This window comes from Marinobacterium sp. xm-a-152 (assembly GCF_013282965.1).
Taxonomy (GTDB): Bacteria; Pseudomonadota; Gammaproteobacteria; order Pseudomonadales; family Balneatricaceae; genus Marinobacterium_E.
Window position 1 is genome coordinate 39,688 of record NZ_WBYI01000009.1, and the last position, 24,556, is coordinate 64,243.

28 protein-coding genes are annotated in these 24,556 nt (G+C 48.5%); 21 read left to right on the forward strand and 7 right to left on the reverse strand.

The window, feature by feature from the left end:
- The 5 genes from wrbA to XMA152_RS09710 form a co-directional block, all read right to left on the reverse strand.
- Complete coding sequence (gene wrbA / locus XMA152_RS09690; protein ID WP_173483477.1) at positions 1-579, reverse strand: NAD(P)H:quinone oxidoreductase; 579 nt, start codon at positions 577-579, stop codon at positions 1-3.
- A 1-nt stretch (position 580) separates the two neighbouring features.
- Complete coding sequence (gene arsC / locus XMA152_RS09695) at positions 581-925, reverse strand: arsenate reductase (glutaredoxin) (protein ID WP_173483478.1); 345 nt, start codon at positions 923-925, stop codon at positions 581-583.
- A 12-nt stretch (positions 926-937) separates the two neighbouring features.
- Positions 938-2,656, reverse strand: coding sequence for a proline--tRNA ligase (locus XMA152_RS09700; RefSeq protein ID WP_173483479.1), 1,719 nt, complete (start codon positions 2,654-2,656; stop codon positions 938-940).
- Between the two features lie 79 nt (positions 2,657-2,735).
- Entirely contained in the window at positions 2,736-3,221 is a 486-nt protein-coding gene (locus XMA152_RS09705; protein WP_173482096.1) for a DUF523 domain-containing protein, read from the reverse strand.
- A 141-nt stretch (positions 3,222-3,362) separates the two neighbouring features.
- Positions 3,363-3,797, reverse strand: a complete 435-nt coding sequence (locus tag XMA152_RS09710) for a MaoC family dehydratase (RefSeq protein ID WP_173483480.1) — start codon at positions 3,795-3,797, stop codon at positions 3,363-3,365.
- Positions 3,798-3,943: 146 nt separating this feature from the next.
- On the opposite strand from XMA152_RS09710, the gene fabV reads away from it, so the two are divergent.
- The 3 genes from fabV (at position 3,944) to XMA152_RS09725 (ending at position 6,662) form a co-directional block, all read left to right on the forward strand.
- Positions 3,944-5,137: an enoyl-ACP reductase FabV gene (gene fabV, locus XMA152_RS09715; protein ID WP_173482094.1), complete on the forward strand. Its 1,194-nt coding sequence runs from the start codon at positions 3,944-3,946 to the stop codon at positions 5,135-5,137.
- Positions 5,138-5,305: 168 nt separating this feature from the next.
- Positions 5,306-6,391 (forward strand): ferrochelatase, encoded by a 1,086-nt coding sequence (gene hemH, locus XMA152_RS09720; protein ID WP_173483481.1) that lies wholly within the window; start codon positions 5,306-5,308, stop codon positions 6,389-6,391.
- Between the two features lie 85 nt (positions 6,392-6,476).
- On the forward strand, positions 6,477-6,662 hold the full coding sequence (locus tag XMA152_RS09725; protein ID WP_173482092.1) for a hypothetical protein: 186 nt from the start codon (positions 6,477-6,479) through the stop codon (positions 6,660-6,662).
- 8 nt (positions 6,663-6,670) lie between these two features.
- Here the strand turns inward: XMA152_RS09725 and XMA152_RS09730 are convergent, their stop codons facing one another.
- Together XMA152_RS09730 and XMA152_RS09735 are read right to left on the reverse strand one after the other, a co-directional pair.
- Positions 6,671-7,039, reverse strand: a complete 369-nt coding sequence (locus XMA152_RS09730; protein WP_173482091.1) for a hypothetical protein — start codon at positions 7,037-7,039, stop codon at positions 6,671-6,673.
- A 47-nt stretch (positions 7,040-7,086) separates the two neighbouring features.
- A complete protein-coding gene (locus tag XMA152_RS09735) occupies positions 7,087-8,214 on the reverse strand; it encodes a GNAT family N-acetyltransferase (RefSeq protein WP_173482090.1) in 1,128 nt (375 codons plus the stop codon).
- Positions 8,215-8,267: 53 nt separating this feature from the next.
- Here XMA152_RS09735 and XMA152_RS09740 point away from each other — a divergent pair, with 53 nt between their 5' ends.
- From XMA152_RS09740 to nqrM, 18 genes are all read left to right on the forward strand, one after another.
- On the forward strand, positions 8,268-8,711 hold the full coding sequence (locus XMA152_RS09740) for an HIT domain-containing protein (RefSeq protein WP_173482089.1): 444 nt from the start codon (positions 8,268-8,270) through the stop codon (positions 8,709-8,711).
- Positions 8,712-8,949: 238 nt separating this feature from the next.
- Positions 8,950-10,713, forward strand: a complete 1,764-nt coding sequence (gene aspS / locus XMA152_RS09745; RefSeq protein WP_173482088.1) for an aspartate--tRNA ligase — start codon at positions 8,950-8,952, stop codon at positions 10,711-10,713.
- Positions 10,714-11,054: 341 nt separating this feature from the next.
- On the forward strand, positions 11,055-11,573 hold the full coding sequence (gene ruvC / locus XMA152_RS09750) for a crossover junction endodeoxyribonuclease RuvC (RefSeq protein WP_173482087.1): 519 nt from the start codon (positions 11,055-11,057) through the stop codon (positions 11,571-11,573).
- A 45-nt stretch (positions 11,574-11,618) separates the two neighbouring features.
- Positions 11,619-12,251: a Holliday junction branch migration protein RuvA gene (gene ruvA / locus XMA152_RS09755; RefSeq protein ID WP_173482086.1), complete on the forward strand. Its 633-nt coding sequence runs from the start codon at positions 11,619-11,621 to the stop codon at positions 12,249-12,251.
- Position 12,252: 1 nt separating this feature from the next.
- Complete coding sequence (gene ruvB / locus XMA152_RS09760) at positions 12,253-13,266, forward strand: Holliday junction branch migration DNA helicase RuvB (protein ID WP_173482085.1); 1,014 nt, start codon at positions 12,253-12,255, stop codon at positions 13,264-13,266.
- 6 nt (positions 13,267-13,272) lie between these two features.
- Entirely contained in the window at positions 13,273-13,689 is a 417-nt protein-coding gene (gene ybgC / locus XMA152_RS09765) for a tol-pal system-associated acyl-CoA thioesterase (protein WP_173482084.1), read from the forward strand.
- 12 nt (positions 13,690-13,701) lie between these two features.
- Positions 13,702-14,379: a protein TolQ gene (gene tolQ, locus XMA152_RS09770; RefSeq protein WP_173482083.1), complete on the forward strand. Its 678-nt coding sequence runs from the start codon at positions 13,702-13,704 to the stop codon at positions 14,377-14,379.
- Positions 14,380-14,388: 9 nt separating this feature from the next.
- Positions 14,389-14,805 (forward strand): protein TolR, encoded by a 417-nt coding sequence (gene tolR / locus XMA152_RS09775; RefSeq protein ID WP_173482082.1) that lies wholly within the window; start codon positions 14,389-14,391, stop codon positions 14,803-14,805.
- Positions 14,806-14,809: 4 nt separating this feature from the next.
- The gene (gene tolA / locus XMA152_RS09780; RefSeq protein ID WP_173483482.1) at positions 14,810-15,757 is read left to right on the forward strand and encodes a cell envelope integrity protein TolA; all 948 of its coding nucleotides are present in this window, start codon (positions 14,810-14,812) and stop codon (positions 15,755-15,757) included.
- Positions 15,751-17,061 (forward strand): Tol-Pal system beta propeller repeat protein TolB, encoded by a 1,311-nt coding sequence (gene tolB, locus XMA152_RS09785; protein WP_173482080.1) that lies wholly within the window; start codon positions 15,751-15,753, stop codon positions 17,059-17,061. Before tolA ends, tolB begins: the two co-directional genes overlap by 7 nt.
- Before the next feature lie 308 nt (positions 17,062-17,369).
- On the forward strand, positions 17,370-18,710 hold the full coding sequence (locus XMA152_RS09790) for a Na(+)-translocating NADH-quinone reductase subunit A (protein ID WP_173482079.1): 1,341 nt from the start codon (positions 17,370-17,372) through the stop codon (positions 18,708-18,710).
- A gap of 13 nt (positions 18,711-18,723) precedes the next feature.
- Positions 18,724-19,932 (forward strand): NADH:ubiquinone reductase (Na(+)-transporting) subunit B, encoded by a 1,209-nt coding sequence (locus XMA152_RS09795; RefSeq protein WP_173482078.1) that lies wholly within the window; start codon positions 18,724-18,726, stop codon positions 19,930-19,932.
- The gene (locus tag XMA152_RS09800; protein WP_173483483.1) at positions 19,922-20,704 is read left to right on the forward strand and encodes a Na(+)-translocating NADH-quinone reductase subunit C; all 783 of its coding nucleotides are present in this window, start codon (positions 19,922-19,924) and stop codon (positions 20,702-20,704) included. The genes XMA152_RS09795 and XMA152_RS09800 overlap by 11 nt, the downstream gene beginning before the upstream one ends.
- Positions 20,705-20,706: 2 nt before the next feature.
- A complete protein-coding gene (locus tag XMA152_RS09805) occupies positions 20,707-21,366 on the forward strand; it encodes an NADH:ubiquinone reductase (Na(+)-transporting) subunit D (protein WP_173482076.1) in 660 nt (219 codons plus the stop codon).
- Positions 21,366-21,974 carry an NADH:ubiquinone reductase (Na(+)-transporting) subunit E gene (gene nqrE / locus XMA152_RS09810; RefSeq protein ID WP_173483484.1) on the forward strand — a complete coding sequence of 203 codons (609 nt, stop codon included), beginning with the start codon at positions 21,366-21,368 and terminating at the stop codon, positions 21,972-21,974. Before XMA152_RS09805 ends, nqrE begins: the two co-directional genes overlap by 1 nt.
- Before the next feature lie 30 nt (positions 21,975-22,004).
- A complete protein-coding gene (gene nqrF, locus XMA152_RS09815; protein ID WP_173483485.1) occupies positions 22,005-23,234 on the forward strand; it encodes an NADH:ubiquinone reductase (Na(+)-transporting) subunit F in 1,230 nt (409 codons plus the stop codon).
- Positions 23,235-23,237: 3 nt separating this feature from the next.
- Positions 23,238-24,284, forward strand: coding sequence for an FAD:protein FMN transferase (locus XMA152_RS09820; RefSeq protein ID WP_173483486.1), 1,047 nt, complete (start codon positions 23,238-23,240; stop codon positions 24,282-24,284).
- Positions 24,285-24,287: 3 nt separating this feature from the next.
- Positions 24,288-24,521, forward strand: a complete 234-nt coding sequence (nqrM, locus tag XMA152_RS09825; RefSeq protein ID WP_173483487.1) for a (Na+)-NQR maturation NqrM — start codon at positions 24,288-24,290, stop codon at positions 24,519-24,521.
- Positions 24,522-24,556: the final 35 nt, after the last annotated feature.

The following is a 24,556-nucleotide window of genomic DNA, read 5'->3' on the forward strand; positions in this document are numbered from 1 at the left end:
TTAACGACTGCTCAAACGCTGCGCTAGGGTACCTAAACGTTTACCCTGAGCGACGGCAATTCTCTGTTCGTCTTGTGATAGGCGGTGACTGTTTTGCGATACCTGACTGGCACCGTAAGGTGTGCCACCACGGGTGGTTGAGTGCAGTTCAGCAACATTATAGGGAACACCGACTAACAGCATTCCTTGATGGATCAAAGGCAGAGCCATAGAGAGCAGCGTACTCTCTTGACCGCCATGCAGTGAGCTGGATGAGGTGAACAGTGTTGCCGGTTTATCGATCAGCGAGCCAGACAGCCACTCTGACGTGGTCGTCTCGATAAATGCGCTTAACGCACTGGCCATATGACCAAACCGGGTTGGACTTCCTAATGCTAGGCCTGAGCACTCTCTTAAATCGTCCTGTGTGACATAGAGTGTCCCTTCACTATCTGCGAGGTCAGACGTTTCTGCATCCGGAACGGTTCTTATTTGAGCGTTAATACCAGATTGTTCAATGCCCAGTGCGATCGATTCAGCCAGCGCACGGGTCGCGCCATGACGACTGTAGAATAGAACCAGTACGTACGGCGCAGACATATTACAGAATCTCTAATACTTGCTCAGGAGGGCGGCCAATGCGCGCCTTGTCACCGTTGATCACAACGGGACGCTCCATCAGTTTTGGGTACTCAACCATAGCGGCAATCAATGCATCAGCTGAGGACTCTTTAGTCAGACCGGCCAACTTGAACTCATCCTCTTTGGTGCGGACTAAGTCGATAGGTGTGACACCCAGTGCAGCGATCAGTTGGCGCAGCTCATCGGCGGATAGAGGCTCTTTTAAATATTCACGAACGGTGAGTTCAGCACCTTGCTCTTCAACCAGTGCCAAAGTTTGACGTGATTTAGAACAGCGAGGGTTGTGAAGAATAGTGATGCTCATTGAAATAGTTCCTTATTGGCCCAGTTTCGCGATCAGCGCGTCCACGGCATTATCCAGTGGAAGATCAGAGGCTTTAGCGTCACGACGGCCTTTGTACTCAAGTTGGCCGGCTGCAATACCGCGGTCAGAGATCACCAGGCGGTGTGGAATGCCTGTTAGCTCCATGTCAGCAAATTTAACCCCTGGGCGCTCTTTTCGGTCGTCTAGTAGTACATCAACACCTTTTGCCTTCAGTTCTGAGTAGAGTTTGTCCGATAGCGCTTTTACGTCATCAGATTTATCGTAGTTCAGTGGTACTAGAGCAACGGTGAAAGGTGCTAGAGATTCTGGCCAGATGATGCCGTTCTCATCGTGATTCTGCTCAATGGCAGCTGCAACGACACGAGTAACACCGATACCGTAACAACCCATGGTCATTGGCACCGCTTTGCCGTTTTCATCCAATACCGTTGCATTCATCGCTTCGGAGTACTTCAAGCCCAACTGGAAAATGTGTCCAACTTCGATACCGCGACGAATGTTCAGCGTACCTTTGCCGTCTGGACTTGGGTCGCCAACTTGCACGTTGCGAAGATCTGCAACGCGTGGGGTAGGAAGATCACGCTCCCAGTTAATTCCGAAGTAGTGTTTACCATCGATGTTAGCACCGGCACCAAAGTCAGACGCACAAGCCACTGCGCGATCAATAACGATCGGAATAGGAAGGTTGACTGGACCAAGGGAGCCAGGGCCGGCGCCCACAATTGCACGGATCTCTTCCTCAGTTGCCATGGTCAGAGGAGAGGCAACTTCAGGCTGCTTCTCCGCCTTAATCTCATTTAACTCATGGTCGCCACGAACCAGAAGGGCAACGATCTCTGAATCAACCTCGTCCGACGCTTTGACCATTAAGGTTTTAATCGTCTTCTCGATCGGTAGGTTGTGCTGTTCAACGAGCGCGGCAATGGTTTTAGCATCAGGCGTGTCAACCAAACGCATCTCTTCTGTAGGTGCATCCGGAGCGGCTTTAGGTGCGATTGCTTCCGCCATTTCAACATTGGCTGCGTAATCGCTGCTGTCAGAGAAGGCGATATCATCTTCACCAGAAGCGGCAAGAACGTGAAACTCATGAGAGCCGGTACCCCCAATAGAACCGTTATCGGCAATGACTGGACGGTAATCTAGGTTAAGGCGGTCGAAGATGCGAACGTAAGCATCAAAGTAGTCGTCGTACGTCTTCTGTAGTGACTCTTGGTTGATGTGGAAGGAGTAGCCATCCTTCATAACAAATTCACGTGAGCGCATTACACCGAAACGCGGACGAATCTCATCACGGAATTTGGTTTGAATTTGGTAAAAGTTAGCCGGTAGCTGTTTGTAACTCTTAAGCTGGTTGCGAACCAGATCGGTAATCACCTCTTCGTGAGTCGGTCCAACACAGAAATCACGCTGGTGACGATCTTTCAAACGGAGCAGTTCAGGTCCGTACTGTTCCCAGCGGCCTGACTCTTGCCACAATTCAGCCGGCTGAATCGCAGGCATCAGTAGCTCCTGAGCACCCGAAGCATCGAGCTCTTCGCGAATGATCTTTTCAACCTTGCGCAGTGTTTTAAGACCCATCGGTAGCCAGGTGTATAGGCCTGATGCCAGTTTGCGGATGAGGCCCGCACGAAGCATTAACTGATGACTGATAACCTCTGCATCAGCAGGAGTCTCTTTGACGGTCGCAATAAGAAATTGACTAGCACGCATGGTGAAATTGTTTCCAGCTCAAATAAAAAGAGCCCATAGTTTAAGGATGGGCTCTTTCGGCTACAAGTTTTAAAAACAATTATGCGGTTTCAGATACTAAATCTAGCTCTTCTAACATCGCTTCTAAGCGATCAATTTCCGTCTCATTAAAGACTGGGATGCCAGACTCAATGACCTCTTGCGCTGCAATACCAGCGCCAGACGCCTCTTTACCACTGAAGGCAGCGCCTGAGATGTCGCGATTACCACAGGCTGGGCTATCTGCTTTCATCAAAGCCGCAACGCACCCCTCTCGCTTTGCCAGTTCTGCTGTGAGCTCGGCGCCAAGAACAAACTGCGGAGTAACGTCTTCGCCTTCATCTGTGATGACTTCAACCGGAATACGACGAGCAATAGTGGCGTAGGGGCGAGGGACAGTGAGACCACCGGCGACCTCGGGACAGATCCTAACGAGGCGATCTTCGTTTTGTAGCCTCTCTAGCAGGGGGTGATTAATGAGGTTGTGACGTCCATCGTATCGAACGTTTTCGCCCAAAAGACAGGCGCTGATAAGCACTTTATTCATAAATGTGTGACCGTGTTTTTTTATTATTGTGTCGTAGATGTCGCTGTACGACGATTTAGTGGTTGGCGATCATACAGAAGTGGAAAGGGGAAGTCAGCCTGTGAGTCTCAATCAATGGTCTTACACAGGCTGTTAGGCTGTTTAAGCCTCTGGACGGGCGTCCACCATAAAGGTTGCTTCACCCGTTGCGATTACCTTGTCGCCAACATAAACGTTGGTGTCACAAAGGACACGACGACGGCGTTCATTGATCTCTTTAACGGTGATTTCTGCTCTCGCTGTTTGCCCGATAAAAAGGGGTGCCTTGAACTTAATCTGCTGATCAACATAGATCGCTCCAGGTCCAGGAAGTTTCGTACCGGCCACAGTAGAGATTAATGCCGCACTTAGCATGCCGTGGGCAATGCGCTGGCCGAATGGAGTTGTCGCCGCATACTCTTCGTTGATGTGTACAGGATTGGTGTCACCCGAAATGCCTGCAAAGCCATAGACATCTGCCTCAGAAATGGTCTTTGCAAAACTGTCGCTCATACCAACTTCAAGGTCTTCTAAGTAGTAGCCGTGTAAATTATCCATAAATCATCCTAAACAGTGTGGAATTGGGTTTTTGCAACAGGTTACTCACTTTTTCATGGGGTGCAAGAGAGGTTTCAAGATTCCCCAGTGGGGATAAATCAGGTATCTTTGCGTTTCGTTATATTGAATGGACTAAACTTTCTACCATGATCATTAAACCAAAAATTCGCGGTTTCATCTGCACAACAACTCACCCAACAGGCTGTGAAGCAAACGTTCGCGAGCAAATTGCGAAGACTCAAGCGCAAGGAACGATTGATGGTCCTAAGCGTGTACTTATTGTAGGTGCATCATCGGGTTATGGTTTGAGTTCACGTATAACAGCAGCCTTTGGTGCGGGTGCTTCTACCATTGGTGTCTTCTTTGAAAAAGAGGGAACCGAGAAGAAACCAGGTACCGCGGGTTGGTATAACTCGGCGAGTTTTGAAAAGCTGGCCCACGAAGCAGGGCTTTACGCTAAATCGATTAACGGCGACGCTTTCTCTCATGAAGCGAAAGCGAAAACCATTGAGATGATCAAAGAGGACTTAGGTCAAATTGATCTTGTGGTCTATTCGCTGGCGTCTCCTGTTCGTAAAATGCCAGACTCTGGTGAGGTGATTCGTTCTGCCTTGAAGCCGATCGGTGAGGTCTACCGTTCAACAGCGATCGATACTAACAAAGATGTCATCATCGAAGCGGAAGTCGAACCAGCCAATCAAGAAGAGATCGACGCAACCGTCAAAGTGATGGGCGGTCAGGATTGGGAGCTTTGGATCGAAGCTCTGGATGAAGCAGGCGTTTTGGCTGACGGTGCTAAAACCGTTGCTTACAGCTACATTGGTACCGATATCACTTGGCCGATCTACTGGCACGGTACCCTTGGTAAAGCGAAGCAGGATTTGGATCGTGCTGCCTCTGAATTGAATGCGCGCTTGTCGAAAAAGGGTGGTCAAGCAAACGTAGGGGTTCTTAAGTCCGTTGTGACACAGGCCTCGTCTGCTATTCCTGTGATGCCACTCTATCTAGCTATGGTGTTCAAAATCATGCGTGCTGAAGGTGTTCATGAAGGGTGCCAAGAGCAGATTGACCGACTATTCCGCACCGGTCTCTACGGTGACAGCTGCGAAATGGACGAAGGCAACCGCTTCCGTCTAGATGATTGGGAGCTTCGTGACAGTATTCAAACGGCGTGTAAAGCCCTATGGCCAGATGTCACTTCTGAAAATCTGTTTGAATTGACCGATTACCAACTCTACAAAGATGAGTTCTTGAAGCTGTTCGGCTTCGGTATTGACGGTGTTGATTACGACGCTGAAGTGGATACTTTGGTTCCGTTCAAGCCACTCGAATTGTCTTAATACAAGTCAACTCAAAAAAAACCGGCTATGTGCCGGTTTTTTATTGTCAGTTGCTACAGGTGATCGTAAAGCCCATAGAGTGCGTATGGATTTTTCTGATTTCAGTCTTGGTGCACTCACATAAGATTGGCTACACTGTCACCATCAAACATTTAGAGCGTTTTTTAGATGAAATACAAAGGCTTTCCAAAATTTTCTCATAGCCAGAAAGATAAAATCGGCGTCCTTGTGACCAATCTGGGTACACCGGATGCACCGACTCCCAAAGCGCTTAAACGCTACCTTAAGGAGTTTCTTTGGGATCCTCGTGTCGTGGAAGTTCCGCGTCCAATTTGGTGGATGGTTCTCAATCTTATCATCTTAAATATACGCCCGAAGCGTTCTGCTGAAGCCTACTCAACCGTGTGGACGGACGAAGGCTCACCGCTTCTTACTCATACTAAAAATCAGACAGAAGCTATCCGTAACCATTTTGAATCGATGTATGGCGATCGCGTCGTGGTTGATTTTGCGATGCGTTATGGCAATCCATCGATTGAATCAGTGCTAGATCGCATGCAAGAAGCGGGTGTTCGAAAGTTAGTAGTGTTGCCACTCTATCCGCAATACAGCGCTTCAACGACCGCTTCTACCTTTGATGCGGTAGCGAGTGATTTTCAAAAACGCCGTCTGATTCCAGATTTCCGTTTTATTCAGCAGTACGCTGATGAACCTGCTTACATTGAGGCGGTAGCAGAGAAGATCCAAGCTCATTGGGCTGAGCATGGGCGAGCGGATAAACTCATTCTCTCTTATCATGGTGTACCAAAACGATACCTTTTAAATGGCGATCCGTACCACTGTCAGTGTCATAAAACGACACGACTGATTGCCGATCGTTTGGGGTTAGAAGAGGGGGAGTACATGACCTGCTTCCAGTCTCGATTTGGTCGCGAAGAGTGGTTGAAGCCATATACTGATGAGACGCTTAAATCCCTACCTGGCCAGGGTGTGAAATCTGTTCAGGTGGTCTGCCCTGGGTTTTCGTCTGATTGTCTTGAGACCATTGAAGAGATCGGTGAAGAGAACCGCGAATATTTCGAAGAGGCGGGTGGTGAGCGTTATGAATACATTGAAGCGCTAAACTCTGATGCATCACACATTAACATGCTGTGTGGATTGATTGATCGTGAACTTCAAGGGTGGATCTCCAAACCTGAAGATGATTATCAATTACGAGCATCCGAAGCCAAAGCTAAAGGCGCGGAACAGTAGAGTTTGTTCTGCGCTAAAAAGCACTTTGCCTAGTGAATACTTTAGGCCACAATAGAATCTAATCTATTGGATCAGGAGGTCTGTGATGTCTGCTACGAAACCGCACCCTAAATTTCTTGAAGCGATGAGTCAGTTGTCACAGATGGACGAAGATGAGCGATTATCAGAGGCGAACAAAGAGCTGTTTGATCAAGCGATCAAGTACGCCCCACTCGATATTCAGCCTCAATTGATTGCGATTCAGAAAAAGTACGAAACCCCACTGCACTGATTGCTCGTTTATTGATCACTCCAATGCGACAGCTGGGACTTTAACCTCTCAATTTTAGCTTCAGCTCGATCCTCTCTAATTTTCGGTGGCGTATCAGTTGTGCGTCGCCCACCGTAAGACTGAACGGTCACTTGCCCATGTTTGACCTCGCTGGCGCGTTTAACACTGTTAGCGCGTCGATCAAAAGGTGAAGTACGACGTTCGGGGCCTTCATAGGCATCATGAATCGCCTGTCGCCACCAGTCATAAGCCGCATCATAAGAGACCAGTAGTTCGCTGGCGCGCTCTCCAGAGGGGAATTCCCAAAAGTAACGTATCTTTCCTTCTACAAGGTCACGAATAAGATAAGCGTCTTTGAGCTGGTTGAGCAGTGTCATGTTTAGTCCGTTAAATGGATTGTCTGGAATCTTTTCATAAGAGTAGACTATAAATCTGTGTTCTTAAACGGAAGTCTTTCAGATAAGTAAGATTTTTGTGATGACAGATAGTCCCGCTCCTCATCAACGAAGTTAGCGATCGCTTTGTGAAATTCTGGGTGATTAACCCAATGTACAGAGTGAGTAAATATAGGTTCAAAACCGCGCTTAATCTTATGTTCTCCCTGTGCACCTGAGTCAAAGCGCTTGAGCTGTCGTGCAATGCAGTAGTCGATCCCCTGGTAGTAGCAGGTCTCGAAGTGCAGCGCGTCATACTCTTCATAACAGCCCCAATAGCGACCATAGAGCGTACTGCTGTCATGGAAGGATAGGGCGCCCGCAACGATTTTTCCGTCAAGTTGTGCAAAGACAAACAGCATCTGCTCGGGCATGGTGTGCACTAATTCGGTAAAGAAACTCTCATTTAGGTAGGGCTCACGTCCCCGTTTAAGGTAGGTGAGTGAGTAGAGTTCGTAAAACTGCTGAAGTTGATCTTGGGTAATATCTGAACCTGAGAGGTGAATGAATTTAAACGCCTCGGTTTTTTCGCGCTCTTTACGCAGCTCTTTGCGTTTTCGAGAAGTGAGCCCTTCTAGGAAGTGGTTAAAGTCACGATAATCTCTATTAAACCACTGATACTGCAGTCCGCTTCTGATTAACAAATCCCTAGGCAGAGCGCTTTTTATCGATGAGTCGTTTGGAAAGAGAAGGTGCCAGCTCTCTAATTTGTACTCGCTAGCAAAGGTTTTAATCGCTTGGGATATTCTCTGTAGAGACTCTTCAGCTTTCAGTTTACCTACCCATCTCGGGCCGGTTGATGGCGTAAAAGGGACTGCGCTTAGAAGCTTTGGATAGTAGTTTAAGCCGGATTGATGGAAAGCGTTTGCCCAACTCTGATCAAAAACATACTCACCCCAAGAGTGGTATTTAATATAGAGAGGGAGATAGATAATCGTCTCACCCTCCTCAATTAATTCTAAGTGACAGGGTTGCCAACCCTGTTCCGTCGAAACAGACCCTGAATGTTCCATCGCGGCCAAGAATTCATGACGCAGAAAGGGATAGTCGGAATCCTTAAGTTCATTCCAACGATGCTTATCAATACTATTAATGGATTGATGAGTCCTAATTTCCATCTGCTTGGTCTATATTTAAGAAAAGGTTAGGTCGTTACGAGGAGTATATAGAAATGGATGAACTAGAACTCGAATTTCAGTTAGATGCTCAACTTGCTGCGGATACGATTAAGTTGGGTGATTTCCCGCTCTCTTCGGTTTTGCTGATGAATGATAGCCAATATCCTTGGCTGATTCTTGTACCTCGTCGTGCGGGTATGACAGAGATCTACCATCTCAGTGCAGAGGATCAACAGCAGATGCTGCTGGAGACCAGTGCACTGGCTCAAGCGTTATCCGATATCTTCGCGGCCAAAAAGATGAATGTTGCGAATCTAGGTAACATGGTTTCCCAATTGCATATACATGTTATCGCCCGGTTAGAGAGTGATCCTGCTTGGCCAGGACCAGTCTGGGGGAAAGTGCCAGCACAGCCTTACAGCTCAGATGAGCTAGCCTCTGTCAAAGAGCGTTTGGATGCCTTGTTAACCGGTGAAGTTGAGTTTAGAGCGGTATAATCAGCGTTTGACAGGTTGAAAACCAGTTACCGCTCTTCGTAGATAGTTTGACGTCCCAAAGGTGACAGGCCTTAAGCCTGTCACCCGCTCTAGAATCCACAAGATACTCTTTGAAATACCAAAAATTGCCCTGTAATAGCCTGTTAATTCAGGTATAATTCCCGCCTTTCGGCCATAGGCCTAACCATTTTAGTTAATACTCGTTTCAGCGGGTTTTAGTAGATAGGACAGCAGAGTTATGCGCAGCCACTATTGCGGCGATCTTCGTGAAGAACATATTGGACAAGAAATTACCCTGGCAGGTTGGGTGCACCGTCGTCGTGACCACGGTGGCGTAATCTTCCTAGATCTTCGTGATCGTGAGGGTTTGACACAGGTTGTGTTTGATCCAGATCGCGAAGAGAGTTTCGCGTTGGCGGATAGCTGCCGTAACGAGTTCGTAGTTGAGGTTAAAGGCCTTGTTCGTGCTCGGCCAGAGGGTACTACCAACCCGGATATGCCAACGGGTGCTATCGAGGTGCTGGGTAAAGAGCTGATCATCCTGAACAAGGCTGAAACTCCTCCTTTTCAGTTGGATGAGCACCAGCAAGTGGGTGAAGATGTTCGTCTTCGTCACCGCTACGTCGATCTCCGCCGTCCAGAGATTCAAGAGAAGCTTCGTTTCCGCTCTAAAGTGACTCACCAGGTTCGTGCTTACCTTGAAGATCAAGGTTTCCTAGATATCGAAACGCCGATTCTGACTCGTGCTACACCAGAGGGTGCACGTGACTACCTAGTCCCAAGCCGTACTCATGAAGGTAGCTTCTTCGCACTGCCTCAGTCACCACAGCTGTTTAAACAACTGCTGATGGTCTCTGGCTTTGATCGCTACTACCAAATTGCTAAGTGTTTCCGTGATGAAGACCTGCGTGCTGATCGTCAGCCAGAGTTCACTCAGATCGATATCGAGACCTCATTCCTTGATGAGCACGAGGTGATGGCAATCACTGAAAATATGATCCGTGGCCTGTTCAAAGATCAATTGAACATCGATCTAGGCGAGTTCCCGCACATGCCATACTCTGAGGCGATGCAGCGTTTTGGTTCTGATAAGCCAGACCTGCGTATTCCTATGGAATTGGTTGATGTTGCAGACCTTGTCGCAACTGTCGACTTTAAAGTGTTTGCTGGCCCAGCAACGGATCCAAAAGGTCGCGTCGCGGCTCTTAAAGTACCGGGCGGTTCAGAGCTGACTCGTAAGCAGATTGATGAGTACACTAAGTTCGTATCAATCTACGGTGCGAAAGGTTTGGCGTGGATTAAAGTGAATGATCTAGCGGCTGGCGCTGAAGGCCTTCAGTCTCCAATTGTTAAGTTCTTGGGTGCAGAGATTGCGCTGCAGATTATGGAGCGCCTTGAAGCGAAAGATGGTGATCTTGTCTTCTTCGGTGCGGATAAAGCCAACATCGTTAACGAAGCCTTGGGTGCGCTGCGTATCAAAGTGGGTGAAGACCTTAACATGCTTGAGCGTGAGTGGGCGCCACTATGGGTTGTCGACTTCCCAATGTTTGAAGAGAACTCCGATGGCAGCATGACAGCGCTTCACCACCCATTCACAGCACCGAGCTGTTCACCAGAGGAGTTGATTGCTCAGCCTGAAGGTCAGCTGTCACGTGCCTACGATATGGTTCTTAACGGTTGTGAGCTTGGTGGTGGTTCGGTTCGTATCCACGATCAAGAGATGCAGAAAGCGGTCTTCAAAGTACTGGGTATCAGTGATGAAGAGGCGGACGAGAAGTTTGGCTTCCTATTGAACGCGCTTAAGTTCGGTGCGCCACCACATGCGGGTCTGGCGTTCGGTCTTGATCGCTTGATTATGTTGATGACAGGTTCTACTTCGATTCGTGAAGTGATCGCCTTCCCTAAAACTCAGTCAGCGGCATGTCCAATGACTGAAGCGCCGGGTGAAGTGAGCGCGGCTCAACTGCGTGATCTAAACATCAAGTTGCGTAAAACACCTTAATCTAGTGTTTGATTAAAAAAAACCGGCGGTAAGCCGGTTTTTTTGTGTCTCTGGAAAATGCTGAAAGACTTACAACTCGCAGATGCGAGTTGATCGCGGTTTTTCGCTGCGCTCAAATTCGCTCCTACAGTCGAGCTACGCAGAGAGATCGTTGCAAAGTCCTACTATAGGAGCGTATTGGCGCCCCGCGCCAAACCGCGATCGATTGGACTTGCTAATCGAATTTAATGCTCCGGTGACTGGCTTTAGCCTGTCAACCGCTGTCTGTTTAAGGTATTGGTCTCAATCACAACTACTGTTAGTATATACAGCATTAAAACAATCACTACGACAGGCGACCGATGCTGATATTGGGAATCGACCCAGGTTCAAGAATTACCGGATACGGCATCATCAATGCTCAGGGTAATAAGGCTGAGTACGTTGCCAGTGGTTGTATCAAAATCGCGGATGCGACCCTTCCTGATAAGTTAAATCAAGTCTTTAGCGGTGTCTCTGAACTGATTGAGCGCTACCAGCCTCAAGAGTGTGCGATAGAGCAGGTCTTTATGTCTCGTAACGCTGACTCTGCGCTTAAGTTAGGGCAGGCACGAGGGGCCGCTATCGTAGCGGCCGTCAATCGAGGCGTAGAGGTTCATGAATATGCGGCACGCCTGGTGAAGCAGGCAGTAGCTGGAACTGGCGCTGCGGATAAGGGGCAGGTCCAGATGATGGTGCAGCGTATTTTGTCACTTCCGGGGTTGCCACAGGTCGATGCGGCTGATGGGCTGGCCATCGCACTCTGTCATGCCTATACCCGTCAAGGCTTAATAGCGACAGCGGGAACTCGTCGTTCAGTAAAAGGGCGATGGAGATTGTAAGTGCTTTCGAATAATATCAATGCGTTACTTTATTGAGGTCAGATTGTGATAGGTCGTTTAACAGGTGAATTGGTAGAGAAGTCACCTCCAGAGTTGCTGATAGATGTTTCCGGTGTCGGTTATGAATTGGAAGCATCCATGAATACCTTCTACAAATTGCCGGACGTCGGCACCTTTGTAACGCTGTATACACACTTCGTTGTGCGTGAAGATGCACAGCTTCTTTATGGATTTGCCGACAAAAACGAACGCACTCTGTTTCGAACCCTGATCAAGGTGAATGGGGTGGGGCCTAAGTTGGCGTTGACCATTCTTTCGGGTATCTCCGTCCAAGAGTTCATTCGAACGGTTCAGCATGAGGACAGTACAGCCCTGGTACGTCTGCCGGGTGTCGGTAAAAAAACCGCTGAGCGTTTAATCATCGAGATGAAGGATAAGCTGGATCGACTTGAGCTACCGACCCGTGTTGAAGCGGAACTGAGTGATTTTGCAATGCCCATCGTGGATGCGAAGCCTACCGTCGATTACAGAGCAGATGCAGAGACGGCACTGGTCGCATTGGGTTATAAACCGCTGCAAGCAACTAAGGCGATTGAAAAAGCGGTCACCGAATTGGGTGAGACGGCCGATACAGAATCGTTGATTCGTCAGGCACTTAAGATGATGGTGGCAAGCTAAGATGCAGATTGAACCTGATCGTTTTATATCGCCGGTTAAGACACCCAATGAAGAGGTGCATGATCGCGCGGTTCGCCCTAAGACACTTCAAGACTATGAAGGTCAGCCGCAAGTTCGAGAGCAGATGGAGATCTTCATCCATGCCGCTCGCAAGCGTAATGAAGCACTGGATCATACTCTGATCTTTGGCCCGCCAGGATTGGGTAAAACCACACTGGCCAATATTATTGCCAATGAGATGGGCAGTGAAATTAAAACCACCTCTGGCCCTGTTTTAGAGAAAGCGGGTGATATTGCAGCTCTTCTGACCAATCTTGAGCCGGGAGATGTGCTCTTCATAGACGAGATTCATCGACTCAGTGCCAGTGTCGAAGAGGTACTCTATCCCGCGATGGAGGACTACCAGCTCGATATCATGATCGGTGAAGGCCCAGCTGCACGATCGATCAAACTGGAACTGCCCCCCTTTACGTTAGTCGGTGCTACGACACGTGCCGGCTTATTGACGTCACCACTGCGTGATCGTTTCGGTATTGTGCAGCGGTTAGAGTTCTATTCGATTGCCGATCTGACCAATATTGTCATGCGAACGGCACGTTTAAGTGGTTCTGAAATCGATGAGGGTGGTGCGCACGAGATTGCACGTCGTTCTCGCGGTACTCCTCGTATTGCCAACCGGCTCCTGCGCCGTGCACGTGACTTCTCTGAAGTGAAAGGGGATGGGCGTATCACCGAAGAGATGGCTGATCTGGCATTGAATATGCTCAATGTCGATCAACATGGTTTTGATCACATGGACCGTCGAATGCTGCTCGCCATGCTAGAAAAGTTTGGTGGTGGTCCTGTTGGTGTGGACAGTCTTGCGGCAGCCATTAGCGAAGAGCGTGACACCATCGAAGACGTTCTCGAGCCCTATTTGATTCAGCAAGGTTTTGTCATGCGCACGCCAAGAGGGCGGGTGCTAACCGACCATGCTTACCGATACTTTGGTGTCGATAAGCCTGAAGGAAACTAGTTTATTATGGCGTTTCAGTGGCCTGTCAGAGTCTACATAGAAGATACCGATTTTGGCGGTATTGTTTACTACGTTAATTATCTAAAATTTATGGAGCGTGCTCGGACGGAGTTGTTGCGTTCGGCGGGTTGGTCGCAGCACGAACTGTCACAGCAAAATTTGATTTTTGTGGTTGGTTCGGTGGAGGCGCAATATTTAGCGCCGGCTAGGCTTGATGATTCGTTAATTGTCAGAACAACCGTCAAAAAACCGCAAGGTGCACGTGTTAAATTTCTGCAAGCTGTTGTTAAGGAGGGATCTGATAGAGTCCTCTGCCAAGCAGAAGTTGAAGTGATATCCGTCACTGGAGCCATGCGTCCGAAACGCTGGCCAAAAGAGTTAATTACATCAATCACCCAAGCGCATCCGGAAGCTTGGGATTAACAGGAGTTGAGTGTGGAAGATCAGCTGTCGATTTGGAGTCTCGTATTTGGTGCGAGTTTCGTCGTCCAGTTAGTTATGTTGTCGCTTTTGGCGGCTTCGTTTTTATCTTGGGTTGTTATCTTTCAACGTCGCCGCGTCATTAGCGGTGCACAAAAAGCGTTTAAAGCATTTGAAGAGCGTTTTTGGTCGGGTGCTGATTTAGGTCAGCTCTACCGCGAAGCCAATGCTGAACCTAATTCAGAGAGCGGAGCTGAAAATATTTTCCGTGCTGGACTCAAAGAATTTACACGTCTGACACAGCAGTCAAATGCTGATCCGGATATGGTGATGAACGGTGTGCAGCGAGCCATGCGTGTCGCAATGGCACGTGAAGAGGAGAAGCTCGAAGCGCACCTTCCTTTCCTTGCAACGGTGGGTTCTACCAGCCCCTATGTCGGTCTGTTTGGAACCGTGTGGGGTATCATGAATGCGTTTCGTGGTCTGGCTAACGTTCAGCAGGCGACCCTTGCCTCGGTAGCGCCGGGTATTTCAGAAGCCTTGGTCGCGACGGCTATAGGTCTGTTTGCGGCGATTCCGGCCGTGGTGGCCTACAACCGTTACTCAGCATCGGTGGATTCTCTGTTGAACAGTTACGAAACCTTTGCCGATGAGTTCTCTAGCATTCTTTACCGTCGCGTTCATGCTCGTTAAGGGTAAAAGATGATTAGGCGTCAGCGCACAAAGCGCAAATTGAATGCAGAGATTAACGTCGTACCCTATATCGATGTGACCTTGGTTCTGCTGATTATCTTTATGGTGACAGCTCCTATGTTGACTCAAGGCGTTGATGTGGAACTCCCGAAAGCCTCCTCTGAGCCTGTAGAGACTCAAGATGAAGAGCCATTGATCGTGACGGTTGATGCAGAAGGACTTTACTACATCAATTTGGGTGAAGATGAGACGGTTCCTAAAAGTGCCGAACAGATAGCGGGTCAGATCAGGCAGATACTCTCGGTTAACCCTGGAAAAATGATGTTGGTTCGAGGTGATCGTCAAGCGAGCTATGATCAGGTGGTTCAGTTAATGGTGCTGTTACAGGGTGCTGGAGCTGAACGAGTCGGTTTGGTGACGGAGTAGATCCTTGTTCGATCGTAGTTATCTTCTGCCAACCCTTTTTGCTGCACTGGTTCATGCACTGGTGTTGGTGGTTATTTCAGGGGTTTGGATCGGTCAAGAGGTGGATCGTAAAGCGCAGCCGCGACATATCGAGGCTCGAATGGTCGATCTTTCGGCTCTGGCTGAAAAGAAAGCCGCTGAAGAGAAATTGATGAAAGATAAAGCAGCTGCAGAGGCTGCGAAGAAAAAAGCCGCGGAACGAGCCAAGAAAGCCAAAGCCGATGAGGCAAAGCGCAAGAAAGCAGCGGACGCTAAACGTAAAGCGGATGCTAAAAAAGCCGCTGATAAGAAAAAAGCCGATGACGCTAAGCGCAAAAAAGCGGCTGAAGAGAAAAAGAGAGCAGAGGCTGAACGTAAAGCTGCAGAGCGTAAAAAAGCTGAAGCGGCTAAGAAAAAAGCTGATGCAGAGGCTAAAAAAGCCAAATTAAAAGCCGCTGAAGAGGCTAAGAAAAAGGCGGAAGCTAAGAAGCGTCAAGCGGAAGAGGCTAAACGCAAAGCTGCAGAAGAGGCCAAACGAAAAGCGGATGCAGAGCGTAAAGCCCAGGAGCAGGCTGAAGCAAAACGTCGCGAAGAGCTGGCAAGGCAGCGTGCCGCAGCAGCTGAAAGAGCAGCACAAACGGTCGCTGATGTAGGTGCCTACATTCGAACGCTAACAGAAGATAACTGGCGTCTGCCCTCTACAGCACGTAACGGGATGACAGCGACCGTGCGGATTCACTTCTTCCCATCGGGTGAAGTGGATCTGGCAGAGATTATTAAAAGCAGTGGTGACATGGCTTACGATCGATCAGTACTTCAGGCGATTGAGCGTGTAGGGCAGTATGAGTTGATTGCAAGCGTCGACCCGATTACGTTTGAGCGTAATTTGCGTAGAGTGTTAATTGAATTTAGACCTGAGGGATTGAGATGGTAAATCTTAACCAATTTAAAAGCCTGATATTTGTTCTGTTGTGGGCGCCACTAATCGTTAAAGCTGAATTGGTTGTCGAAGTGACACAGGGTCTTTCTGAGCCAACACCGGTAGCGGTTGTCCCTTTTAAGTGGACAGGGCAGGGTGCGCTCCCAGAAGATGTGGCGCAGATTGTCGATCAAGATCTATCACGTTCAGGTCTATTCACTACTTTACCAAGATCAGCGATGTTAAGCCTGCCTTCTGAGCGCAGCCAGGTCTTCTTCCGTGATTGGCGAATGACGAAGAGTGACTTTCTTGTGGTCGGTAAAATCGAGCCGATCTCCGCGACACGCGTCAGCCTTCGCTATGAACTTTATGATGTTCTTAAAGAGGAGAACATCATGATCCAGCCTTTAGAGAGTGACATTAACCAACTTAGAGATGCGGCTCACTTTATTGCGGATCAGATCTATCAGGCACTGACAGGCAATCGTGGTGCTTTTTCAACTCGCATCGTCTACGTCACCGCTGAACAGTTGACCAGTCAAACCTCTCGCTACCGTCTTGAGATGGCTGACTGGGATGGCAACCGTCCGCGTGTAATTTTAGAGTCACGCGAACCGATCATGTCACCGAGCTGGTCCGCGGATGGCAAGAAGATCGCTTACGTTTCGTTTGAAACGGGTCGTCCATCAATCTATGTTCAGTACCTGGCAACCGGGAAACGCGAACGAATCCAATCATTCTCCGGCTTGAATGGTGCGCCGGCTTGGTCACCTGATGGCAATAAGCTAGCACTGGTGCTCTCTAAAGACGGTAATGCCGAGATCTATGTGTTGGATGTGACCTCGGGTCAGTTGCAACGAGTGACTAATCACTATGGTATCGATACCGAGCCAAGCTGGGCGCCCGATGGTGAGTCGCTCTTCTTCACCTCTGACCGAGGAGGGTCGCCACAGATCTATCGTCTATTCTTGGCGACACGTCAAATGACTCGAGTAACCTACGAAGGAAACTACAACGCCCGTGCCAGCATGACCCCTGACGGTCGCTTCCTAGCGTTGATTCACCGCTCAGGTGGGTCAGGTAATCGCTTCTCTGTTGCGGTATTGGATCTAAAGACTGATCGACTCGATATTCTGACAGAGACCGGTTTGGAAGAGTCTCCCACCATTGCGCCTAATGCCAGCGTAGTCCTTTATGCAACGCAAGAGGGTAATCAAGGTGTGCTATCAGCAGTCTCTTTGGATGGTCAGGTACGATTTAGAATGCCGAATACTCGTGGTGATGTTCGCGCTCCTGCATGGAGTCCCTACCTTTATTAATGTTGGTAGTATAATTCCACATAACCGGACAGGTTATTCCTGTCCGTCATAAACACCCCCGCCTTCGGTTTTAAAAAGCATCTATATAACAAACCGTTAACTGTTTATTCAAAATTAGTTAGCTGTTTGTCCTGTAAATTAACTACATAATCACTGAAAGCCCCTCTCCCTCTGTAGCGGCAATAAACCTCTGTCAGGTATAATTTGCGCGATTTTGGGAAAGGTCCGTCTGTACGATTGAGCTTCAAAAGAGCGAGATGGTTTCAGTACGAGGCTTTAAAAATTTTTAGCGGATTGGAATAAAGCGAATGATCAAGATCAGAAAGGGTCTAGATCTGCCTATCACAGGTGCACCAGAACAGAAGGTATCCCCTTCAGCTGATGTTAAAACTGTGGCGCTTCTAGGAGCCGATTACGTTGGTCTAAAACCAACAATGATGGTTCGGGAAGGGGATCGAGTAAAACTCGGTCAGGTGATCTTTACTGATAAGAAGAATGATGGCGTTCAATTCACAGCTCCTGGTGCAGGGGTTGTTACTGCGATTAATCGCGGTGAACGTCGAGTGCTACAGTCAGTCGTCATTGAATTGGATTCAGACGAAGACGCAGTTGAGTTTTCTAGTTACGCAGCTTCTGAGCTTGCCTCTTTGGAAGAGTCTCAGGTTCGTGAAAACCTAATTGCTTCAGGGTTGTGGGCTTCTCTAAGAACTCGTCCTTTCGGTAAGGTACCAGCAGTCGATGCGGTACCAAGTTCGATCTTTGTGACTGCGATGGACACCAATCCATTAGCGATGGACCCTAGCGTTGTTCTAAGTGCCGAAAAAGAGGCGTTTGAACAGGGTCTAACCGTTCTGACTCGCATCCAAGCCAACAACGTTTATCTCTGTGCAGCTCCAGGTACAGAGCTACCTTCCGTATCTGGTGTTACAACAGAAACCTTTGAAGGTACTCACCCTGCCGGCAACGTAGGTACACACATTCACTTCCTTGATCCTGTTCACCGTAACAAGCAGGTATGGTACTTGGGTTACCAAGATGTGATCGCGATCGGTAAGTTATTTACAACGGGTCGTTTGAGCACTGAGCGTTACCTATCTTTAGCGGGTCCCCAAGTTGAGGTGCCTACGCTGCTTAAAACACGTGTTGGTGCGTCACTTGATGAGTTGACGGCTGGTCAGCTTAAAGCTGGCGATAACCGTGTGATCAATGGCTCTGTTTGGAATGGTGCTAAAGCGTCTGGTCCAACCGCTTACCTTGCGCGTTACGCCAACCAGGTAAGCGTTCTTCGTGAAGGCACAGAACGTGAATTCATGGGTTGGGTAGCACCAGGCACAGAGAAATTCTCTGTGATGAACATGTTTGTATCTATGTTCAAGCCGGGTAAAAAGTTTGCCTTTACTACAACAACAAACGGTTCAGAACGTGCCATGGTTCCTACTGGTCAGTTTGAACGTTTGATGCCCCTAGATATTCTTCCAACTCAACTGCTTCGTTCACTGGTTGTCGGCGATATCGCTGTTGCTATGGACCTTGGTTGTCTTGAGCTGGAAGAGGAAGATCTGGCGCTCTGTACTTTTGCCTGCCCAGGTAAATATGAGTACGGCGAGATCCTTCGTGACAACCTTTCTCGTATAGAGAAAGAAGCCTAAGGAGGAGAAGATTATGAGCTTACGTGGTTTTTTTGATTCTTTAGAACCTCACTTCCACAAAGGTGGTAAGTACGAGAACTGGTACGCACTCTACGAAGCGGTAGATACCATTTTCTACACGCCAGGTGCCGTGACTAAGACAGCCTCACACGTTCGTGATGCGGTTGACCTAAAACGTATGATGATCCTGGTTTGGATGTGTACCTTCCCTGCGGTATTTGCTGGCCTGTACAATGTTGGCTTCCAAGCAAACAGCGCAATGGAAGTGCTTGGCCTGACCGAAGCGGAAGGCTGGCGGGGTGCTGTAATTTCTGCTCTTGCAGGTTACGACGCAACAAGCGCCTGGGATAACATCCTACATGGTGCCATGTACTGGCTACCCATCTATGCAACGACCTTTATTGTAGGTGGCTTCTGGGAAGTCCTATTTGCAATGAAGCGTGGCCATGAAGTGAACGAAGGTTTCTTCGTAACTTCGATCCTTTTCTCACTGATTCTTCCTCCGACTGTTCCGCTATGGCAGGTCGCACTGGGCATCAGCTTTGGTGTTGTTATCGGTAAAGAGGTGTTCGGTGGTACTGGTAAAAACTTCCTTAACCCAGCACTGACAGGCCGTGCATTCCTATTCTTTGCTTACCCAGCACAGATGTCAGGTGATGCGATCTGGACCGCAGTTGATGGCTTCTCAGGTGCAACACCGCTTGGTCTAGCCGCTGCCGGTGGTATCGAGGGCGTTCTTGCTGCAAACGTGACTTGGATGGATGCTTTCCTAGGCTCGATTCAAGGTTCAGTGGGTGAAACCTCAACATTGGCGATCATGATTGGTGGTGCAGTGTTGCTGTTTGCTCGTGTTGCCGCGTGGCGAATTGTTGCCGGTGTTTTCCTCGGCATGGTTGCGACCACGTTACTGTTCAATGCGATCGGTTCTGAAACCAATCCAATGTTCAGCGTTCCTTTCTACTGGCATCTTGTTATGGGTGGATTCGCGTTCGGTATGTTCTTTATGGCGACCGACCCAGTTTCTGGCTCAATGACGGATAAAGGTAAGTGGGTTTTTGGTGCTCTAATCGGCGTGATGGTTGTTCTTATCCGCGTGGTTAACCCAGCATTCCCAGAAGGTATGATGCTCGCGATCCTATTCGCGAACCTCTTTGCGCCGCTCATCGATAATTTCGTGGTGCAAGCGAACATCAAACGGAGGATCGCACGTAATGTCGGCTAATAACGATACGATTAGCAAAACGGTTACGGTAACCGTTCTGCTATGTGTAATCTGTTCGGTAGTGGTGTCAGCAGCAGCTGTCATCCTTAAACCCAAACAGGTTGCTAACAAAGATCTTGACCGTAAGACAAACATTCTTGCGGCAGCGGGTCTTCTTCAACCAGGCAAATCGGTTGATGAGCTGTTCGCACAGATCACAACCAAAGTTGTTGATATGGAAACAGGCAAGTTCACTGATGCAGTAGACGGTGCTAAGTTCGATATCCAGAAGGCGGCTAAAGACCCTGCGCTATCAAAATCACTGTCGCGTGAAGATGATAAAGCGTCGATCAAGCGTCAGCCTAACTTCATGCCAGTCTACGTTGTAGAAGGCAATAACGGTGCACTGGATAAGATCATCCTGCCTGTTCACGGATACGGTCTTTGGTCAACGCTGTACGGCTTCCTAGCATTGGAAGGTGATCTAAATACAGTGGTCGGTCTAGGCTTCTACTCACACGCAGAGACTCCGGGTCTTGGTGGTGAGGTGGACAACCCAGCTTGGAAAGCGATCTGGCCGGGCAAAAAAGTCTACGCCAATGACATGCAGAAGCCAGAGCTTCAGCTGATCAAAGGTAAGGTTGATTCATCGACAGTTAACGCTGAGTACAAAGTTGACGGCCTTTCAGGTGCAACGTTGACGGGTAACGGTGTCACTAACCTTGTTCAATTCTGGATGGGCAAAAACGGCTACGCTCCGTTCTTGGCTAACCTTCGTGCAGGAGACGCTTAATCATGGCTAAGTCAAAAGAGATCTTGACGACCCCTATCTTTAAGGACAACCCAATTGCACTGCAAATCTTGGGTGTATGTTCTGCACTAGCGGTTACGTCAAACATGGCAACGGCACTGGTTATGTCGTTGGCTGTTATTGTGGTTACCGCATTCTCGAACATGTTCGTGTCGATTATTCGTAACCATATCCCGGGTAACATCCGTATCATCGTTCAGATGACGATCATTGCATCCTTGGTAATCGTTGTTGACCAGTTCCTGAAAGCCTACGCTTACGATATCTCTAAGCAGCTTTCGGTATTCGTTGGTTTGATCATCACTAACTGTATCGTAATGGGTCGTGCAGAAGCCTTCGCGATGAAGAACCCACCACTACCAAGCTTCTTAGATGGTATTGGTAACGGTCTTGGTTACGGCGCTGTATTGATGTTTGTCGGTTTCTTCCGCGAACTCTTTGGTGCAGGTTCACTGTTCGGTATCGAGATTCTTCCGCTAGTCACTAATGGTGGTTGGTACCAGAGCAACGGTCTATTGTTGCTTCCTCCAAGTGCCTTCTTCCTAATCGGTATCTTCATCTGGATCATCCGCTCTTGGGATCCAAAACAAGTTGAGGCGCCAGATTTTGAAATGGCGGCTAACACTAAAGGAGGTTCTCACTAATGGAACAGATGATCAGTCTTGCCGTTAAGGCGATCTTCGTTGAGAACATGGCGCTCGCATTCTTCTTGGGAATGTGTACCTTCTTGGCGATCTCTAAGAAGGTTCAAACAGCCTTTGGTTTAGGTGTAGCCGTTATCGTTGTATTGGCGATTACGACTCCAGTAAACAACCTGATCTTCAACCTATTGCTTCGTGAAGGGGCATTGGCTTGGGCGGGTTACCCAGAAGTTGACCTTAGCTTCCTAGGTTACATCTCTTACATCGGCGTTATCGCTGCGATCGTTCAGATCCTAGAGATGTTCCTAGATAAATTCGTTCCAGCGCTTTACAACGCGTTGGGTGTCTTCCTACCACTGATCACAGTTAACTGTGCAATCATGGGTGCTGCGCTGTTCATGGTTGAGCGTGACTACACCTTTGGTGAGAGTGTTGTTTACGGCACGAGCGCAGGTATCGGTTGGGCACTTGCGATCACAGCCTTGGCTGGTATTCGTGAGAAGCTGAAGTACTCAGATGTACCAGAGGGTCTACGTGGTCTAGGTATCACCTTCATCACTGTAGGTCTGATGTCACTGGGCTTCATGTCGTTCTCTGGCGTACAGCTGTAAGTGGTCTTCTAGGAGAGGAATGAATTAGCTATGAATGCAGAAATCATCCTAGGCGTGGTGATGTTTACAGTCGTGGTATTAGCACTGGTTGCTATTATCTTGGCTGCCCGCGCTAAGCTGGTTAGCTCCGGCAACGTAACAATTGAAATTAACGGTGATCCTGAAAAGAGCATCACTGTTCCTGCAGGTGGTAAATTGCTGCAGACTCTAGCAGACAAGGGTGTATTCCTTGCCTCTGCTTGTGGTGGTGGCGGTACTTGTGCCCAGTGTAAGTGTGAAGTTCATGAAGGTGGCGGTTCCATGCTACCTACAGAAGAGTCACACTTCACAATGCGTGAAGCAAAAGAGGGCTGGCGTCTAAGCTGTCAGGTGCCTGTTAAACAGGATATGAAGATTCATGTTGAAGATGATGTCTTCGGCGTTAAGAAGTGGACCTGTACGGTTGACTCTAACCCGAACGTTGCTACCTTCATCAAAGAGCTGACGTTGCGTCTGCCTGAAGGCGAGAACGTCGACTTCCGCGCAGGGGGTTACGTTCAGCTAGAGTGTCCACCACACACCGTAAACTACAAAGACTTCGCAATCGAGGAAGAGTATCACCCAGATTGGGATAAGTTCGATATTTGGCGTTACGTCTCTAAAGTCGACGAGACAACGATTCGTGCTTACTCGATGGCGAACTACCCTGAAGAGCGCGGTGTGGTTAAGTTCAATATCCGTATTGCAACGCCACCTCCAGGTCGTGACGATGTGCCACCAGGCATCATGTCATCGTACGTATTTAGCCTGAAACCAGGTGATACTATTGATGTTTACGGACCATTCGGTGAGTTCTTCGCTCGCGAGACTGACAATGAGATGGTCTTCATCGGCGGTGGTGCAGGTATGGCACCAATGCGCTCACACATCTTCGATCAGCTTAAGCGTCTAAACTCTAAGCGTAAGATCTCTTTCTGGTACGGTGCACGCTCTGTTCGTGAAGCCTTCTACACAGAAGAGTTCGATAAGTTGGCTGAAGAGAATGAGAACTTCGAATGGCATCTAGCACTGTCTGATCCACTTCCAGAAGATAACTGGGAAGGTCTGACTGGCTTCATCCATAACGTCCTTCTAGAGAACTACTTGAAGGATCACGAAGCACCAGAAGATTGTGAGTACTACATGTGTGGACCACCCATGATGAACGCAGCGGTGATCGACATGCTACTCAACCTAGGTGTTGAACGTGAGAACATCATGCTTGACGACTTCGGTGGCTAATTGATGATCTCAGGTTTTCAAAGCCTTATTAAATGGCCGGTAGCTATGCTACTGGCCGTTTTTGTTCTGACGGGCTGTAACTTTTTTGAAAATGAGAAGGTGGTTGGCATTGATGGTCAAACCATGGGCACTACCTTCAGTATGCGTTGGGTTGATCTTAACGAAGATCGTATCACTGATATTCGCAATCGTGCCGGTAAGGTTCTAGCAACCGTTAATCAGCAGATGTCTACCTACATTCCTAATAGTGAACTCTCGACCTTTAACAAGCTTCCTGCAGGCAGTGAGATGGAAGTCTCAGACGCGCTGGCAGCGGTTGTCGAGCAGTCATTGACGATCAGTGAGCGATCCGGCGGGGCGTTTGATGTCACTGTGGGACCTTTGGTTAACCTTTGGGGCTTTGGGCCCAATGGCCGTATCGAAAAGGCACCCACCGAGGCAGAGATCGCTTCGTTAAAGGATCGCATTGGTTACCAAAAAGTCGAGGTTTTAAAAGACCCCTCTCGTCTGCGAAAATTAGGACAGCAGCATGTTGATCTCTCTGCCATCGCTAAAGGCTACGGCGTTGATCAACTGGCTGAGATTCTCGAAGCCGAAGGTATTCATAACTATCTGGTTGAGATCGGCGGTGAGCTTCGCGCTAAAGGTTTGAAGCCTGATGGTTCGCATTGGCGCATTGCCATTGAGTCACCGGCATCAATGGAGCGCAGTATCGGACGAATCATTAATGTTAAGGATACTGCGATTGCTACATCCGGTGATTACCGAAACTACTTTGAGGAAGAGGGTGTCCGTTTTTCGCACACCATCAATCCAGAGACAGGAAAACCGATCACCCACCGCCTAGCATCAGTGACCGTACTGACATCGACCTGTGCTGAAGCAGATGCCATAGCGACGACCCTGATGGTGATGGGCGAAACTAAAGGGTTTGAGTTCGCCAAAGAAGAGGGCATTGCAGCCTACTTCTTATATAAGTCAGAGCAGGGTGATACATTTATCGAACAGGCGACAGCAGAGTTTGAAGCCTTTGTTCAAGAAGGGGAGTGAGCCATGGAAATTATGGTGATTACATTTATTGTTCTACTGGTTGTCATCGTTGGTATGTCAGTAGGCGTTATCTTCTCGAATAAGCCAATTAAGGGCTCTTGTGGTGGCATGAGTGCACTTGGCATGGATACCGTTTGTGATATCTGTGGCGGCCGCCCTGAAGATTGTGATGGCGAGCAAGACGCAGTGCAAAAGAAAGAGATTAAAAAAGACGATCTCTCTTACGAAGTTAAGTAGATCGATCGACGATAACGACAAGGAAAGTTGAGGTA